Here is an 18,271-nt window from a genome sequence, read left to right as displayed (position 1 = left end):
TTTATGGTAACAATTAATGAAATAGCTAAATTATGCAATGTTTCAAATGCTACAGTTTCAAGAGTTTTAAATAATCATCCTTATGTAAATCCAGAAAAACGCGAGAAAATAATACAAATAATGAAAGAATTAAACTATACTCCTAGTTCTATCGCTAGAAATCTTAGGGTGAATAAGACACAAACCATCGCTCTATCGATTCCAAATATAGATCATCCTTTTTTCGGAAAATTAGCTAGAGAAATTTCTAAAGAACTTCTAAAACACAATTACAAATTACTGATTTATCAGACTTTTTATGAAAAAAAAATAGAGCTTGAATTACTTTCATTACTAAAGAATAGAGCGGTAGATGGTGTAATTCTCGCATCCTTAGAAAATGATTGGGAAAATATAGAGCATTATTTAGCATATGGCCCAATATTACTTTGTAATGAATATGAGGAAAATGCACCTATTCCGATAATTTGCTATGATGAATTTGAAGCCGGATACAAAGCTGTAAAACATTTAATAAGTAAAGGACACAAAAAGATTGGCTTTTGTTTTGATTCCCTTAATAGTCAAGCACAATTAAAACGCAAACAAGGATATCTGCATGCATTAAAAGAACAACAATTATCATACAAAAAAAGTTGGTTATTTGGAGATGCAATTACTATTAAAGATGGAATTCGAATCTTTGAGAGGTTAGATAAATTAAAAAATAGACCCACTGCGCTCTTTACTGGAAATGATCAAGTTGCTGCTGGAGTAATTAAAGGTGCTTCTTTAAAAGGATATACTATCCCTACTGACCTTGCCGTTTGCGGTTATGATAATCAATTAATTTGCACAGTTACAACTCCAACAATTAGTACAATTGATATTCCAATCGTTGAGCTAAGTAAACGAACTGTTAGTGAGATACTACTATATATAAATGAAAAGGAATCTATTAAGCGTAAAATTATCGAATATCCAGCAACCTTAATTATTCGTGAATCGACATAAGCAAATGAAAAGCGTCATTTTAAAATTAAAATGACGCTTTTCTATAATATCCCAAAATTCCCACAAACATTTTATATAATTTTCTGATTTTATTTTCTAAAAAGTTCATTTAACTATGGGAACATGAGCCATTTTAAACTAAGTAGAAGTCTTTATTTTCGATAAAATAATAACATAAATCAACAAAATCAATTTCAATTATTGATTCTGGAAAACTATCTAAAGAAGCACAACAAGAAAGCTTATAATCTTTACCAATAGTAAACTTTTTATAGTAAACCTCATTAGATAGCATGTCACCATACAATATTGTATTTTTATTAATAACAAAAGAGTTTAAAGGTATAGTTAGTCCTTTCCCTATCCATTTAACAAAGCTTTCTTTTATAGTCCATAATTCATAAAACACCTCTAATTGTTGTTCTACATTTAATGAATTTAAATAATTAAATTCTTCCTCAGTAAATATATTTTTAATCATTGTAGTATCTAAGGGCCGGACTTTTTCTACATCTATTCCTATTTCTTCCTCATGAATAGCTCCAACAACCCAACTTTCGGAATGTGATATATTAAAATGAAAATTATTTAACTCATCAACATAAGGCTTTCCGTATTCATTGTATTTATATTTAATATCTTTATTTTTTTTCGAGAAATTTGTAGTAATTAAATATCTTATTATAATGTCTCCAATTAAGGCGCTATATTGGTCGGACTTTCTTTTATATTTCTGTATTTTCATCTGCTTTTCTTTTGAGACCAATCGCATAAGCTTCTGCATAATATTGTGTTCTATATTCCCTGGCACACGTACCTTATATATATTCACTATATCCTTCCCACCTAACCTCTTATATAAAAAACTCTCAATGAATAATCCCTATTAATTTTTGATTAGTAAAAAACATTTTCAGAGGATAATATTCTATTTTACATGCATATTTTCCACTTATTTTCTAATCCCTTTATGTTTATTAGTGAATGGGCTCAAAGAAAAAAGTCTCATAATATGTTACACATGAGTTTATGAGACTTTTACAAAATTAATAGTGTACAATTTTAAAAAACATTTCACTTATTTACATGTGCTAATAAGAGCATTTGTTTAAAACTCATTTTTATACTCTTTACCAATTCATGAATATGCGGTTTCTCTAACATACTCAGATGGGAACCTGGCACTTGCAAAGCGTATACTTCCCCTAATGTATATTCATTCCATCTGTTATAATCTACTAGTGGGTGAATGTCATTAATAGATGCATTAAATAGAAAGATATCTGCTTTTATTTTTTGTTTACAATTATATTTTAGGTATGCATATCTATTAGCTATCATTACTTTTAACTTATTCATCATTGGATCTTCAAAATTTTGCTGACAACTATTTTCATTCAATGTAAATTTTTTCAGTAGAGATTCTATTAATTGTTCTTCACTCATTTGCTCAAAACTAATTTTCTCAATCCCTAACTGATCATTGAATTTTTCCAATTCTTCAAATGCATTCTTAATATTTAAACTAAGAATCTCCTTACCTTGTTCAATAGGATGAACATCAAGTAAACCTAGAAAACTAACTTTATCACCTAGTTTTTCTAATTTTCTAGCCATTTCAAATGCAACTATTCCTCCAAAAGACCATCCTAATAAGGTATATGGCCCTTCTTTTTTTACTTGTTTAATCTCTTCTATATATCTTACCGCCATTTCCTCTACAGATAAGTTTGGAAATCTACTATCATCATATCCTCTAGATTGTAACCCATATACAGTCTTATCCTCTCCTAATTCTCTAGCCAAATCATAATAGTTTAATATACCCCCGCCTTGCCCATGAACAATGAACCATTGACTATCCTTGTTTGTTCCATTTTGAATTGGAATTAAACACTCACTGTCTATTCCTTTATTCCTACTTATTACATCACTTAATTGTTCAATAGTAGCCTTTTGAAATAATAAACTTAATGGCAGTTGCACATTAAACATTCTCTTGATATTTTCGAATAACTTTAGTCCCTTAAGAGAATGACCACCTAATTCAAAGAAATTATCATTTATACCAATATTATTTACGCCTAATATACTACTCCAAATATCAATTAAACTACTATCTATTTCATTTCTTGGTGGTACATAATTACTATTGCCAAGTGTATTTAGCTTCGGTAACTTACTTCTATCTATTTTCCCATTTTGTGTTAATGGTATATTGTGAATTGGTATGAGTTGTTGAGGTATCATATAATGTGGTAACTTTGTTGCCAAATATGCTCTTACCTCTGGAATAGGAATATCTTTTTCGGTAACTACGTATGCACATAAATACTTTTCTCCAGCTTCATCTTCTTGATCTATTACTACGGCCGTTTTGATTGTCTCATATTTTAACAAACTCGCTTCTATCTCACCTAGTTCTATTCGATATCCCCTTATTTTTACTTGATGATCGACTCGGCCCAAGTATTCAATGTTACCATCAGGTAGCCACCTTGCTATATCTCCTGTTTTATATAGTTTCTCACTAAGTTCAAATGGATGATCAATAAATTTATCTGCTGTTAATTCTTTTCGATTGATGTATCCTCTAGCTAACCCTATGCCAGAAATACATATTTCACCTGGAACACCTATAGGTTGTATCCTGTGAAATGAATCCAATATATAAATTTTAGTATTTAACAATGGCGAACCTATCGGTACGTTTTGTGTTGTAATTTCTTTATCACTCTCATATCGATAAGATGTACAACAAACTGTAGCCTCTGTAGGTCCATATCCATTTAATATTTGGAGGTTCCCCCTAAATAGATGATCGTATTTTGCGAGTAATTCTGTTTTAATGGGTTCTACTCCCACAAGTAGCTTATTTAACACTATCTTCTGGTTATCTCTAACAAAATAATCATATATTTCATTTAATAAAGTAGGTGGAATATATGATAATGTAACCTGTTCTTCAAGAATGACTTGTACAAGTTTTGATACATCAAACTTCTCACCTTGATAAATAGTCATTCTTGCGCCATATATCAATGGGACAAATATCTCAAAAATAGTAACATCAAAAGAGATACTACTAGAGAATAGAACGTTATCAGTTATCCCTATATCTTGAGAGAAATCTTCATACATTGCACACAAAAAATTAGTCAAGGATCGATGTTCAATCATTACTCCTTTAGGTTGTCCTGTAGAACCTGATGTATAAATAACATACGCTAAGTTGTGAGGTTCTATCATCATTTGCATGTCTTCTCCTGGTTCTTCTTCAAAAGACATATCCATTAGATCTATTACATTACCTTGAAATTCTATCCCCTTTATAATAGAGTTTTGATGTACTAATACATGTGAGCACCCACTGTCTGTCAGCATATATTCCACTCTTCGTTTTGGTAAGTCGGTATCAATTGGTAAATACGCCCCACCTGCTTTTAAGACACCTAATATACCTATAACCATCTCGATGGAGCGTTCCATCATCACTCCAACAATGGTTTCTCTTTTAACTCCTTGGTCTAATAACCTTCTCGCCAACTGATTAGCTTTTATATTTAATTTATTATATGTAATTCCTTTTTCATTACATACAACGGCTATTTGATTAGGGTTCCGTTTTACTTGTTCTTCAAACATTTTATGCACTAATAAATGATTAGAATTTGAATTCTCTTTTTTGTTAAATTCATTCATTATACAATGTTCTTCTTCTACAGATAACATATTAATATTACGCAATCGTACTCTAGGGTTATTAGTTACTTCCTCAACTATATTTTTAAAATGTACCATTAACCTTTCTATCGTCTCCGCTTTAAATAACTTAGTACTATATTCTACTTTTAAATGAATGTTATTATCTATTTCCGTTGCTATTAATGACAAGTCAAATTTTGAAACTGACTGCTTAAACGGATACGGTGTAAATTCTAATTCACCAATAGATATTGGATTCATATCCATGTTTTGAAAAACAAACATTGTATCAAATAATGGATTTCTACTTGTATCCCTATGCAAGTCTAAATCTTCTAGTACTTCTTCAAAAGGATAGTCTTGATTTTCATAAGCTTCTAATGTATTGAGTTTTAATCTACTCAAAAACTCAATAAACTCATCGTCATTTTCTAGATAATTTCTCATTACCAAAGTATTAATAAACATACCAATCATATGATTAGTATCAGAATGAGACCTTCCAGCAATAGGTGAGCCTACAATAATGTCTTCTTGACCTGTGTATCTAGATAAAAGTATGTTATAAATGGCCAATAAAATCATATATGGCGTTGTACCAGTTTCAGTTGCTAGTTTATTTACTTTAAAAGTTAAATCTGTTCCCAAATTAAAGGAACAAACCTTACCTTTAAAGCTTTGTATAGTGGGTCTTTGAAAATCGGTTGGAAAATTTAAAACCGGAAGTTCTCCTTTTAAAGTTGTTAACCAATAATTCTTTTGTTCACTAATTAGATTCTTGTAGTAAGGTCCATTTTGCCACATTACAAAGTCTTTGTACTGCACTCTCAATTTTGGAAGTTCATTTCCTTTATACAATTCTACAAACTCTTTTATTAATATCCCCATTGATAAACCATCAGATATTATATGATGCATATCTACTAAAAGGATATGCCTTTCTTCTGCTATCCTTAAAAGCAACACCCTTAATAATGGAGCTTTTGATAAGTCAAATGGACTTATAAACTCATGTATTAAATAATCCACATCTTTTTCATTTACATGAACGTATTCAATATTGAATTCTACATTAGGCTCAATTTTTTGCACTAATTCCCCATCTAAAATTTGAAAAGAAGTTCTTAATATTTCATGTCTCTGAATTAAAGATTGAAATATATTTTCAAACTTATCTTTACAAATATCCCCTTCTACTTTAAGTATTGTGGGCATATTATAAGTTGTATTTGTACCATCTTCGAATTGATCTACTATAAACATTCTCTTTTGTGACGTAGAAGCTAAATAATACTCTTGTTGTTTTACAGGTTCTATGGAAATATAATCACTTTTTTCCATTTCTAATATACATTTTGAAAAATCAACCAAAACAGGAAACTTAAATAGGGATTTAATAGATAATTGCACATTAAATTCTTTATTAACGATAGAAATTAACTTAGCAGCCTTTAATGAATGACCACCTATCTCAAAAAAGTTATCCTGTATTCCTACCCTTTGAATTCCTAAAACATCTTTCCAAATTTCAACTAATTTTCTTTCTGTAGAATTTGTCGGCTCTATATGACTAGATTTTAAATTATAAATAGGTTGAGGTAATTTTTTTCTATCTATTTTTCCGTTTTGTGTTAACGGTATGTTTTGAATGGGTATGATCTGTTGAGGTATCATATAATATGGTAACTTTGTTGCTAAATATGCTCTTACCTCTGGAATAGGAATATCTTTTTCGGTAACTACATACGCACATAAATACTTTTCTCCACTTTCATCTTCTCGCTGTATTAATACGGCGGTTTTGATTGTCTCATATTTTAACAAACTTGCTTCTATCTCACCTAGTTCTATTCGATATCCCCTTATTTTCACTTGATGATCAACTCGTCCCAAGTATTCAATGTTACCATCAGGTAGCCATCTCGCTATATCTCCTGTTTTATATAATTTCTCACCAGGTTCAAATGGATGATCAATAAATTTATCTGCTGTTAATTCTTTTCGATTGATGTATCCTCTAGCTAACCCTATGCCAGAAATACATATTTCTCCTGGAACACCTATAGGTTGTAGCCTGTGAAATGAATCCAATATATAAATTTTAGTATTTAACAATGGCGAACCTATTGGTACGTTTTGTGTTGTAATTTCTTTATCCCTCTCATATTGATAAGATGTACAACAGACTGTAGCCTCTGTAGGTCCGTATAAATTTAATATTTGGAGGTTCCCCCTAAATAGATGATCGTATTTTGCGAGTAATTCTGTTTTAATTGGTTCTACTCCCACGAAAAGTTTATTTAACGATATCTTCTGATTCGCCCTTACAAAATAATCATATATTTCATTTAATAAGGTAGGTGGAATATATGCTAACGTGACCTGTTCCTCAAGAATGACTTGTACAAGTTTTGGTACATCAAACTTCTCACCTTGATAAATAGTCATTCTTGCTCCATATACCAATGGGACAAATATTTCAAATATAGTAACATCAAAAGAAATACTACTTGAGAATAGTACATTATCAGTTATCCCTATATCTTGAGAGAAGTCCTCATACATTGCACACAAAAAATTAGTTAAGGAACGATGTTCAATCATTACCCCTTTGGGCTGGCCTGTAGAACCTGATGTATAAATAACATATGCCAAATTTTGAGGTTCCATCGTTATCTGCAAATCTTCTAATTGTTCTTCTTCAAAAGGAATATCCATTAGATTTATTACACTACCTTGAAATGCTACTCCCTTTATAATAGAGTTTTGATATGTTAGTACATGTGAACACCCGCTGTCTGTCAGCATATATTCCACTCTTTGTTTTGGTAAATCGGTATCAATCGGTAAATACGCCCCACCCGCTTTTAAGATACCTAATATGCCTACAATCATCTCAATAGAGCGTTCCATCATCACACCAACAATGGATTCTCTTTTAACTCCCTGGTCTAATAACCTTCTCGCCAACTGATTAGCTTTTATATTTAATTGTTTATATGTAATTTCTTTTCCATTACATACAATCGCTATTTGATTAGGATTCTGTTTTACCTGCTCTTCAAATAATTGAGGAGCTGTTACAGTCTCACAAAGTAATGTTTTATGAACTCTAGTCGTATGATTGAAATCAAATAATATTTGATTCTTTTCTGTTTTAGGCATTACATCTAGATCCATTGCAGATTTATTTGGATCTTTCATTAATATATCTAAAATATTATATAAATGATTAACTATTCTACTAACTAATCCTTCACTATATAAAATAGAATTGTAATCCACTTGAACCTTTAACTGTTCTTCATTTTTCATAAACCTAATAACCATATCAGAGTTTATTTTATCTGTACTCTCATAACAATGAATATCATCTAACATTACTATTGTATTTAATACGGGAAGATTATTACTCTCTCCATCTAGACTTAATAATTGAGTAAGTTTATTAAAAGGAAAATGACAATGTTCATTTGACTCTAAAATTGTTTCTTTAATTTTATATATTATTTCTTTGAAATTATCTTCTTGATTTATTTGAGTACGTAATAATAAAAAGTTGTTTTGAAAAACCGTCTCTTCTTGACCTTGCTTAAAAACTGGCATTCCAATTACTACATCATCCCTATCGGTATATCTACTTAAGAGATATTTCACGCCTGATAATAAAATAGTGTACAGTAACATATCAGAATTATTGCTAATTGCTACAGCTCTCTTCGCAATATCCGATGGGAATTGACAATAATAACTTTCTTTAGAAGCCTGAAAATTATTTAAAGACAGACAATCACAAGGAAATCTACTTAACTCAACATCACCTGATAACTTGTCTAACCAATATTCTTTTTCTTTTTTTAATTTTTCACTAGATAATAAAACCTGCTGGGTAAATTTATCAAGCATTTTTTCTTCCCACCATTCTCTACGATATTGATACTAAATACTACATACTACATATTTAATGGTTATGTTACCCATAGACCCATCCGTTTTATCATGAGGGAGCACAATCATACTCGTCATTGGGAGTTTTCTTCCTCGGTAATAAAACTCCCAATGACGACCAATTGGATTGCTACTGTAGCGATAGAAGTTTCAACATAAAGCATAGAAATGCACTTTTCTCTTACTCAGATACATCCCTTAATTTTTTTACTTCACAGATTTTACCCTATCTAATATTTTCATAATTAACCCGCCCACGATGTCAGCTTGATGTAGTAAAAACATATGACCACCATTAACTGTTAGAAAATGAACCTCATTGCCCCATTCTACCCACTTCTTAGCCCCTTTTACTGTATAATTGGAGTCTGTTGTTCCACTAATAATGTACAGAGGCGCTTTCAACAATGTTGTGTCATCATTTATATAATTCTCAATGGCACGAAAGTCTGATCGAATAACTGGAAGGATATAGTTTAAAAGCTCCTGATGTTGTAATACTTCATCCGGTAATCCTCCCAAAGACTTTATATAATCTATAAAGTCTTTATCATCTAAATGATTTGTTTTTCTTCTTATTTCCGGTGGATTCATAGCAGAGATAATAACATTTTTAGGATTTATGCCCTTACTTTCTAAAATTTGAGCCATACGGTGAACTATAATTCCTCCCATGCTATGGCCAAATAATGTAACCTCTCCCTCTAAAATTGGTTGCATCTCCATTAAATATAAATTAACAAGATCATCTATGTTATCAACTAGTGGAGAAAGATTAGGACCATGGCCTGGAGGATCAAATGAAATAAGTTTTATATCTTTCGGTAAATAATTCTTTAAAGGTAAAAAAGAATTCGAATAGCCCCCAGCATAAGGAACACAAACCAAATATTTGTTACTATTCAATCCTGGCGATAAATCTTTCATTAATTTTCTCAAGTGACTTCTCCTTTATTAAATAAAATTTTCATCAAATAGTTGTTTAATCAAACAAATTATCAATTTCTTCATCACTAAGGTTTAAGGTTTCAAAATCTGATGAAGTAAATTCTTTTGTTTGCATTTGACAACAGGATTGGATATATGTCTGTAGTCGTTCTAGATAATCTGAAAATAAATTTTCTACAAAATTCTTTTGAAAATGACTTGTACTAAATGTCACATGAATTTCTAAGCTTTTATTCTTAACCATGGCCACAATATCCAATAATGCAGTAATATGATTATCTTTTGATTGTTCACTGCCACTTTGATAATCAACAATAGTAAACCATCCATCCCCGAGAGAATTATCTATCTCTCCTAAATAGTTAAAACGAATTATATTTTGAGTTAAATCTTTGCAAGAAGGAAACTTCTCTTTAAGAATTCCATATCCAATTCCCTTATTAGGTCTTTTACGAACCTCTTCTTTAACACTCTTTATTTGATTAGCAATATTATGCGAAACTTGTAATACAATAGGATACATCGTTGTAAACCACCCTACTGTACGTGAAATATCAAGATGCTCAAATAATTCCTCTCGACCATGACCTTCTAACTCAAATTTAATTTGATCTTGGTTTGTATATTTACCTAAATTTTCTGTCAACACAGCAAGTAACAACTCCATTGGCTGTGTATTGTAAGGCACATTTGCAGTAGTTAATAGTTTTCTTGTATCATCTGCATTCAATGTAAAGGTAAGAGTAGTACAACTTTCAACAGTACTATTTTCTTTTTCTCTATTAATTTGAAAATTATTATCTAGCGTGTTATCTATGGATTCCCAATAATCTAATTCAGCACGTACTAAATTAACTCCTCGACTATTTAAAGCTTCAGACCAATCTTGGAAAGAGTTAGTTTTTAATGGTAGCGATGGAACTTCTCCTAAATACAAGCTATTCAAACATCGGTTTGCATCTTCAATTAAAATACGCCAGGACACAGCATCAACAATAAGGTGGTGTGCAGTTAATAATAACAACTGTTGATCATTTGAAAGCTGGAATAAGGCCCCTTTAAATAATGGTCCTACATTCAAATTTAAACTTCCTTTTAACTCTTCACCTTTTATATGAACCTGATTCAAAGCCATTTCAATTGGAATTTCAGACAAATCAAACATGGTAACCTTAGAATCAACAATGGACATATCTTCGTCATAATAGAAGTAATCCTGCTTATCCTCATACCTTAACCGTAACAAATCATGATGATGCATGATCGTATTTAACATCTTATTAACATATTCTTCTTTAACCGGCTTCTTCAAAGACAGTAATACCGATTGATTCCAATGATGCGGGTTCTTAAACTGTTGATCAAGGAACCAACGCATAATAGGAGTAGGCTCTACCTTTCCTGTTACCAATGTTTGTGAGACTGTAACATCTTTTTGTTTAACTAACATTGCTGCCAATTCACTTACAACTGGATAATTTAGTACATCTTTAACTCTAACTTTCCATCCCAGTTCTTGTAATCTAGCGCTCACTTGGATCGCTTTAATAGAATCTCCACCTAAATGATAAAAATTACTATGCAATTCGATTCTATCAGTCTGTAATATTTCCTTGAGAACTTCACTAACCATTCCAGTAACATCTTCATCTACTTCTTCTAAATGAGTATGATTAGAACCGTTATTTAACATCGGATCTGGCAACGCTTGACGATCTACCTTTCCATTGATAGTAAGCGGTAGCTGATCCATATAGATAAAAAATGAAGGAATCATATAACTTGGTAGCATATGCGAAATAAAACTGCGTATTTCTATATTTTGAACACTGTCTTTCAAAACAATGTAAGCAACTAGATGATTTGAATTATCCTCACCTTGCCAATTCACCACTACTACATCTTTAACAGACTTGTGTTGTAACAGTGCATTCTCAACTTCCCCTATTTCAATACGATATCCTTTAACTTTCACTTGAGAATCCATCCGTCCTTGATACTCAATTAATCCATTTGGCAACATGACAGCTAAATCACCACTTCGATACATCTTCTCACTCGAAATAAATGGATTGGATAAAAAACGTTGCGCTGTTAAATCCGGACGATTTAAATAACCTTTAGCTACCCCATCACCCGATATATAAATTTCTCCTTTTACACCAATAGGAACCGGCTGAAGATTCTTATCCAATAAATATATTTGAACATTATCAGCTGGTGTACCAATTGGTACGGATGCTCTTCGATCTAGATCTGGATCATAACGATGAATCATACATCCAACCACAGTTTCAGTTGGTCCATATTCATTAATTATTTCAACTTTACCGCTAAAAAGATCATATATCTTTTCGGCTACTGAGGTTTTCAAATCCTCTCCACCCACAATCAATCTGCGAAGAGATGAAACTCTTGGGGGTGAATAGTTATTTAACAATGCTAAATGTGAAGGCGTAACTTTCAACACTGTTACTACATTTTCCTTGAGTATTTTTGACAAAATAAACTCATCTTCATTATCATGATATATTACTAACAATAAACCACTTATTAAAGGAGTGAATATTGAAGTTACTGTTAAATCAAAAGAAACGGATGAATATAATGCAAAAACATCATTTTCACTACTAATATAGTTCTTTTTAGCCCAGGAAATATAGTTAACCAATCCACGTTGAGTGATTACAGTTCCTTTAGGATTCCCCGTGGTTCCAGAGGTATAAATTATATATATTGGATCATTTGGTGCAGTTACTAGGGTTAGATTGGCATTATCTCCTTCATAAAGTTTCTGATCACATATATTAATTTTCTCACCTAAATATTCTAAATTACCCTCATTTGTATAGTCAGTTAAAAGTAATGTTGTGCCGCTATCATTCAAAATATAACGAATTCGGTCCTCTGGGTAGGAAGGATCTATAGGCAAATATGTACCTCCAGCCTTAATAACTCCCCAAATTGCAATTACTATCTCAAGTGAATGTTTAGCTAGTATACCCACGACTTGACCATTTTTGACTCCTTTTTCTCGTAACTTTCTTGCTAACTGATTAGATTTCTTATTTAATTCAAGATAAGTCATTGATCTATCAGCATGTTGAATTGCTATTTTTTCTGGTGTCTGTTTTACTTGTTCTTCAAATAATTCTTGAATAGTTTTTTCTTTCGGATACACAACAGCTGTATTGTTAAATTTCTCTAACATAAACTTTTGCTCATCATCCGATAACAAAGATAATTCTTTTATCGATTGATCTTCATTACGTAAAACTTGTTCTATTAAAGCTAAAAACCTTTCATGCATACAATTGATTTGATCTTCTTCAAAATCCGCGACTTTATAATCATATTGAATTTCTAAACCTTCATCTGCCCATTCCTTAATAACTAACTGCAATGAATAGGCTTGGTAACCACTGTAAAACTCCACGTTTTCTAAAGAAAATCCATCAATAGTATTTTTAAGTTTTGTATTATAGTAATTCACACTATATTGAAATAAACCATCGTATCCTTTACTAGTCAATTGCAAGTCTTTTACCAATAAGTTATAAGGATAACGCTGGTGAAATAGACATTGTTTTATTTCATGATTTACTCTTTTAATGAAAGATAGAACACTCTCATCTTCATCCACATTTAACCGTAACGGCATTGTGCTAGTAAACATACCTACTATTTTCTTTTCTAGTACACCGGAACGATTTAGTACAGGAGATCCAATGATAATGTCTGATTGATCATACATTTTATGAATATAAATAAGCATAAAGGTTGAAAATAATGTATTCATAGATATTCTATGTTTTTGTATAAAAGACTGTAGAGCAACCGATTTTTCTTTTTCAATTAAAAATATCTTTCGTTTCCCTTCTAGAGAATGAGATGTTTTTGATAAAAAGAAATCTGGCAGATTCATAAATTTCTCATTCCAATAATTCTTATTTTTTACGTATCGAGGGGATTCCAGATATTTCTCCTCTGCTTGTAAATAAGACAGATAAGTAGATTCAACCGTATCATTTATATGCTCATCATTCTTTAACTTAGAGTAAAAATCGATAATTTGACTCGTCATAAGTTGGATTGTCCAACCATCAGCTATAATATGATGAAACTTAACAAAATAGGAGCTTTCTACATCACTTATTTTCAAGAGCACAAATTCAAACAGAGGGCCTCCTTCAAGTAGAATTTGTTTTTGAAATTCATCCCGGGCCCATTTTCTAGCTTCTAAACTTGGATTATGATGATTAGAAAAATCAATTAAACGTATTGGTGTAGGTTCAAATGGTGATATATATTGGTGGGGTTCTCTATGTTGTTGAAAAATCCGTAGACGTAAACCATCATTTTTCTTAATGAATAATTGAATTGCTTTTTCTAAAATTGTAAAATTAATTTCCCCATTAATAAGAACCATCCCTCCGATGTTATACATAGATGTGTTTGGATAAATTTGTTCATTATACCAAACTCTTTTTTGTGGATGCGTAAGAGAATGCTTTACAATTGTTTGTTGCATATTTCCACTTCCCCTCTATCCACATCCGTTGGTGTTTCCGGAAATTGTATATTAATATAGTGAGGATAAGGATTTATATTCTCAAGATTATGTTCTAAAATTAATATTCCATTTTCGTTGCTAGTTTCCTTAAATCCAGCTAATCGGTACGTAACAAACATCATACGGTTACGGTCAGTCTGTCTAAACTCAGCCAAAAAGCGTTTACCTGCCTGTTTTGTTCTTTCCATTAGATATGTGAGGAGTATAGTACCAACGCCACGGGACATTACACGACAAGACATGAGAAGAAGTTTTAGGCAGTCAGCTTCCTCCGTCCTTTTTACAAGTGTTAAACCAATCTTCCCATAGGAGCCATATTTATCTGATAACTCACAAACTAATAATAAATAATCTGGATGATTACGATAATAGTTTAATTCATCATAATCATAGGTAATACCAGTCGAATTTAATTGATTCGTACGTACTGTTAACTCCTCTGCACGCTGCAAATCTTCCTCACGAGCCTCACTAATCACAAAATTCATCCCAAGTGAAGCTAAAAATTCTTCTTTTGGGCCTTCATATTCTTCTTCATCCTTCGTTCTCTTAAGATTTTCTAAATACATCAGTCTTCGACGACCTGAATCTTCTGTAATTCTTTTTGGTTGTAGTCGTGGCAAGTCTAATAACGACTTATATTCATTTACATGTATACACAGAATATCATTATGAACGCTCTGTACTTCTTCTAATTCAAAAGGTTGGTCATCAATGAACGCAAAAGTATCAATACCTATGTTTAAATTTTTTCTAATTTTCTCAATGGAACTAGATTTAGAGTTCCAATGAATCTCCGGATATAAAAAATACTCTTCTATTCCAAATTCCCGTAATTTAGCTATTGCATCTTCGTAGTTATTTTTACTAGCAACTGATTGCAGTATTCCACGTCGATCTAATTCACATATAATTTCATAAATTCCAGGTTTTAAAGTAACTGTACCACTCTCTAATAAAACACCATCCCAAATTGTACAATCTAAGTCCCAAACAACACATTTAATTTCCTTACTCATAATAATGCCTCCTTTGTTTTATTCATTTTCACAGTTCCCATCTCCATCACTATAAGCTTATCTGCCAAATGAAAATATTGATCGTCGTGAGTAATAGCAATAATACATTTACCCTTCGCTCGCATTTGAGGTAACAATTCTTCATAAAAGAAGCGTCTATAACCAGGATCTTGATCCGCTGCCCATTCATCAAATAAAAGTATAGGTCGATCTTCCAAATACGTAACCAGCAATGCCAACCTTTTCTTTTGTCCAGTTGATAGTTGCGTAGTAGTAAAGCGTCCATTCTCAATGCCAACCTTGTCACTCAGTTGGAGAAGTTCTAAATAATGATCGATTTCTGCTTTCATTCCTTCTGTATTAATTCCATATAGCCTATCAAAAACATGAAAATCACTCAGGATAGCTGAATAGTATTGATTCAATTCCTCTGGAGCTATTTCTTTTCCATTTAATAAAACGTTACCTTCATTAGGTTCATATAACCCAGTAATCAGTTTTGATAAAGTAGATTTTCCACTCCCATTACCACCAGCAATAAAGACTATTTCTCCAGAATTAAAGTCCATGTCTATTGGACCAATACCAAAACCAGTAAAATCTCCATCTTTATTCTTATACTTATAACTTACATTTTGTAGCTGCAAACAAATTGGTACATCTAAGTACTCTTTTGTTGTTGCGATTTGCTCATTTGCCTTTATATGATCTACACTCTTCACCATTTGTTGAATACGTTGCCAAGAAATACGTACATTTACGAGCTGAGGGATACCGCCCAGTATTTCATTAACTGGACCTGTCATATACAGAAAAACAATTACATAGTTACTTATCGTCTCTTTTGGCATATTAACAAAAATTTCTGGAAATACGAAAACTACAATACCAATAACAAAAATGAATAATAGTTCTCCCAGAACAAACACATTTGCAAATTTAATATCTCCTATCGTTCGTTTAACACGATAGTTATTACAGCTTTCATTCATAACTTCTCGAAAATCGTTTCGTTTTCCAGTATGAAGCCTAAGCTCTTTGAAACCATGCCTTAGATCACCAATCAAACGAAAATATACATTCTGAATATCTCTTGTTTCATTCCAAACTTTATCTGCTTGTCGTCCGATCAAAGAATATACCCCTGCAGTAATAAAGATGATACACAAGGATAGTAAAAAGGCATACATATTCATTACACCAAGATAGAGAAAACAAAATAGTAACGTTAATAAACTTGTTCCAGCAGTAACTAATAGATTGAGAGAACGAGAGATAACTTCCGTATCGTTATTTAATGTCGCCTCTATTCGGCCCTTCTCAATCAACTCCAATTTGTAATAAGGAGTCTGTAACAACTTATCTGTTAATTCCATCCTTTTTTCATAAACTAGCTCGTTTGTATACGATACAATGCTAGTTCTAATAATACGTTGTGAAAAGATATACATAACGATTCCAAGTACAAAGTAAAACAACAAGCCATTTTCCAAATTATTTGATCTAACAAACGTTTCATTAATCACAAAAATGAGAAAGGCATTACCAAATCCTGATATTAATCCCAAAACAATTAAAGTCAAAAGCGACTTTCCCTTTTGTCTTGGAAAACAAAGATTTAAGAATGTATGGATAACATAGGCCAAACCCACCCCAGCAATTGCATATATTGCAAGTACAACAGTTAAAGGAGCCCAAACTTTTATAAATGCCCACGGAAGCCCTCCAAACAAGAGATTTGGTAGTTGATAAAGTGCATAAATCATTAGCCCATATATCGCAACAACTAATACCATATGTAACCATGTTTTTCCCGTTGGTAATATAAACTTTCTTTTTCTAAAAATAATCTCCCTGATTAAATGAAATAACATGACCAATAACGTTAGTAAACACAAAGATGAGATCACAAATAAGGCTGTTCCTATTTGATCCGTTTTCTTATATTCATCATAGAGTAACGGTTTAATTTCTTTATCTATCATCATATTTAAAAGACTGCTACCTATATAGTAAGTGTAATTACTATTCAGATTTGCTAATACTACGACCCCTATCTGTTCCTCATCACGGAAACCAATATACGATGAATAATTTGGGTTACTTCCACCATGTGAAATTTCCCCTCCACCACTTTGATAGACCTCCCATCCAGCTGCATATGAAGCTCCATTGCTATCTGGGGCAACCTTTCTATTCGCTTTATGAGAATCGTTAATCAATTCCTCCGGAAACATCCTAGGCTTTTCAACCCCAAGCTGTAATTTTAACCATCTTTCCATATCATTTATATTTGAAATAAAATATCCAGCCGGTGTATTCCCCCTATAATTAGGAGCGTCATAGGGTAATGATTGTAAGAAATTACGCTTGTAACCTTGGGCCATGTTGTCTAATGGGGCCATCTCACGTCCAGCGTATGTACTCAATAAATCCAACTTTGATAGCACATGATCTTGAACATATCTTTCAAATGATTGATTAGTTGCCTTCTCGATTACTAAGCCTAATAGATCGTAGTTAACCGTAGAATATTCAAAACTGCTACCCGGCTCTCGGTTTAGTCCTATTGGCATAACATTTCTAATCGTTTTCTCAATAGAATCTTTGCCATTGGTTATAGTAATATATCCAATGGCCTTTTCCGGTATTCCACTAGTATGGTGTAATAAGTCATAAAGTGTAATTTCATAAGGTTTTCCTTTATACTCCATTTCAAACCATGAAACATATTTAGTTAAAGAATCACTAAGTTTAATTTTCCCTTCTTTTTCTAGCTGCAATACAGCTAATGCCGTAAAAGCTTTTGAAGTAGAACCTAGCTCGAAAAGCGTCTCATTCGTAACTTGACGTTTTTTGTCTGTATTGGCATAGCCATAATTCTTCTTATAAATCGTTTCGTTTCCTTTTACAATTACTACTGAAAGTCCAGGAATACCCGCTTGAGATATTTGTTCTTCTATATGCTTCTGTATTTTCTTCTCATTAAACTGTACCGTTTCCTGTGCTTCCACCTGTCGATAAGGGAGTACTATTAAAGTCATTAAAATGATAAACTTCAACCATATGTTTAACTTCATATTTT

The 18,271-nt window shown here is 32.0% G+C and carries 7 protein-coding genes; 1 reads left to right on the top strand and 6 read right to left on the bottom strand.

The window, feature by feature from the left end; all coding sequences use genetic code 11:
* The first annotated feature begins 3 nt into the window (after window positions 1-3).
* Window positions 4-993, top strand: coding sequence for a LacI family DNA-binding transcriptional regulator (locus tag MKY21_RS27870; protein WP_097797324.1), 990 nt, complete (start codon window positions 4-6; stop codon window positions 991-993).
* Between the two features lie 133 nt (window positions 994-1,126).
* Here the strand turns inward: MKY21_RS27870 and MKY21_RS27865 are convergent, their stop codons facing one another.
* The 6 genes from MKY21_RS27865 to MKY21_RS27840 all read right to left on the bottom strand — a co-directional run bounded on the left by MKY21_RS27865 (window position 1,127) and on the right by MKY21_RS27840 (window position 18,266).
* The gene (locus MKY21_RS27865; RefSeq protein ID WP_098213355.1) at window positions 1,127-1,825 is read right to left on the bottom strand and encodes a 4'-phosphopantetheinyl transferase family protein; all 699 of its coding nucleotides are present in this window, start codon (window positions 1,823-1,825) and stop codon (window positions 1,127-1,129) included.
* A 242-nt stretch (window positions 1,826-2,067) separates the two neighbouring features.
* A complete protein-coding gene (locus tag MKY21_RS27860) occupies window positions 2,068-8,604 on the bottom strand; it encodes an amino acid adenylation domain-containing protein (RefSeq protein WP_098280823.1) in 6,537 nt (2,178 codons plus the stop codon).
* 249 nt (window positions 8,605-8,853) lie between these two features.
* On the bottom strand, window positions 8,854-9,585 hold the full coding sequence (locus tag MKY21_RS27855; RefSeq protein ID WP_234483367.1) for a thioesterase II family protein: 732 nt from the start codon (window positions 9,583-9,585) through the stop codon (window positions 8,854-8,856).
* A 43-nt stretch (window positions 9,586-9,628) separates the two neighbouring features.
* Complete coding sequence (locus tag MKY21_RS27850) at window positions 9,629-14,125, bottom strand: non-ribosomal peptide synthetase (protein ID WP_098535186.1); 4,497 nt, start codon at window positions 14,123-14,125, stop codon at window positions 9,629-9,631.
* On the bottom strand, window positions 14,107-15,186 hold the full coding sequence (locus MKY21_RS27845; RefSeq protein WP_000031543.1) for an HAD-IIIC family phosphatase: 1,080 nt from the start codon (window positions 15,184-15,186) through the stop codon (window positions 14,107-14,109). Before MKY21_RS27845 ends, MKY21_RS27850 begins: the two co-directional genes overlap by 19 nt.
* Window positions 15,183-18,266, bottom strand: a complete 3,084-nt coding sequence (locus tag MKY21_RS27840; RefSeq protein WP_341078043.1) for a cyclic peptide export ABC transporter — start codon at window positions 18,264-18,266, stop codon at window positions 15,183-15,185. The genes MKY21_RS27845 and MKY21_RS27840 overlap by 4 nt, the downstream gene beginning before the upstream one ends.
* Window positions 18,267-18,271 lie beyond the last annotated feature (5 nt).

The sequence above is a fragment of the Bacillus sp. FSL R9-9497 genome, assembly GCF_038005805.1.
Lineage (GTDB): Bacteria > Bacillota > Bacilli > Bacillales > Bacillaceae_G > Bacillus_A > Bacillus_A cereus.
This window is presented reverse-complemented; position numbering and strand designations above follow the sequence as displayed.

What these genes read in the sequence shown, in the direction of transcription:
- MKY21_RS27870 (WP_097797324.1), top strand. Translation starts at nt 4, where the DNA reads ATGGTAACAATTAATGAAATAGCTAAATTATGCAATGTTTCAAATGCT.
- MKY21_RS27860 (WP_098280823.1), bottom strand. Translation starts at nt 8,604, where the DNA reads ATGCTTGATAAATTTACCCAGCAGGTTTTATTATCTAGTGAAAAATTA.
- MKY21_RS27850 (WP_098535186.1), bottom strand. Translation starts at nt 14,125, where the DNA reads ATGCAACAAACAATTGTAAAGCATTCTCTTACGCATCCACAAAAAAGA.
- MKY21_RS27845 (WP_000031543.1), bottom strand. Translation starts at nt 15,186, where the DNA reads ATGAGTAAGGAAATTAAATGTGTTGTTTGGGACTTAGATTGTACAATT.
- MKY21_RS27840 (WP_341078043.1), bottom strand. Translation starts at nt 18,266, where the DNA reads ATGAAGTTAAACATATGGTTGAAGTTTATCATTTTAATGACTTTAATA.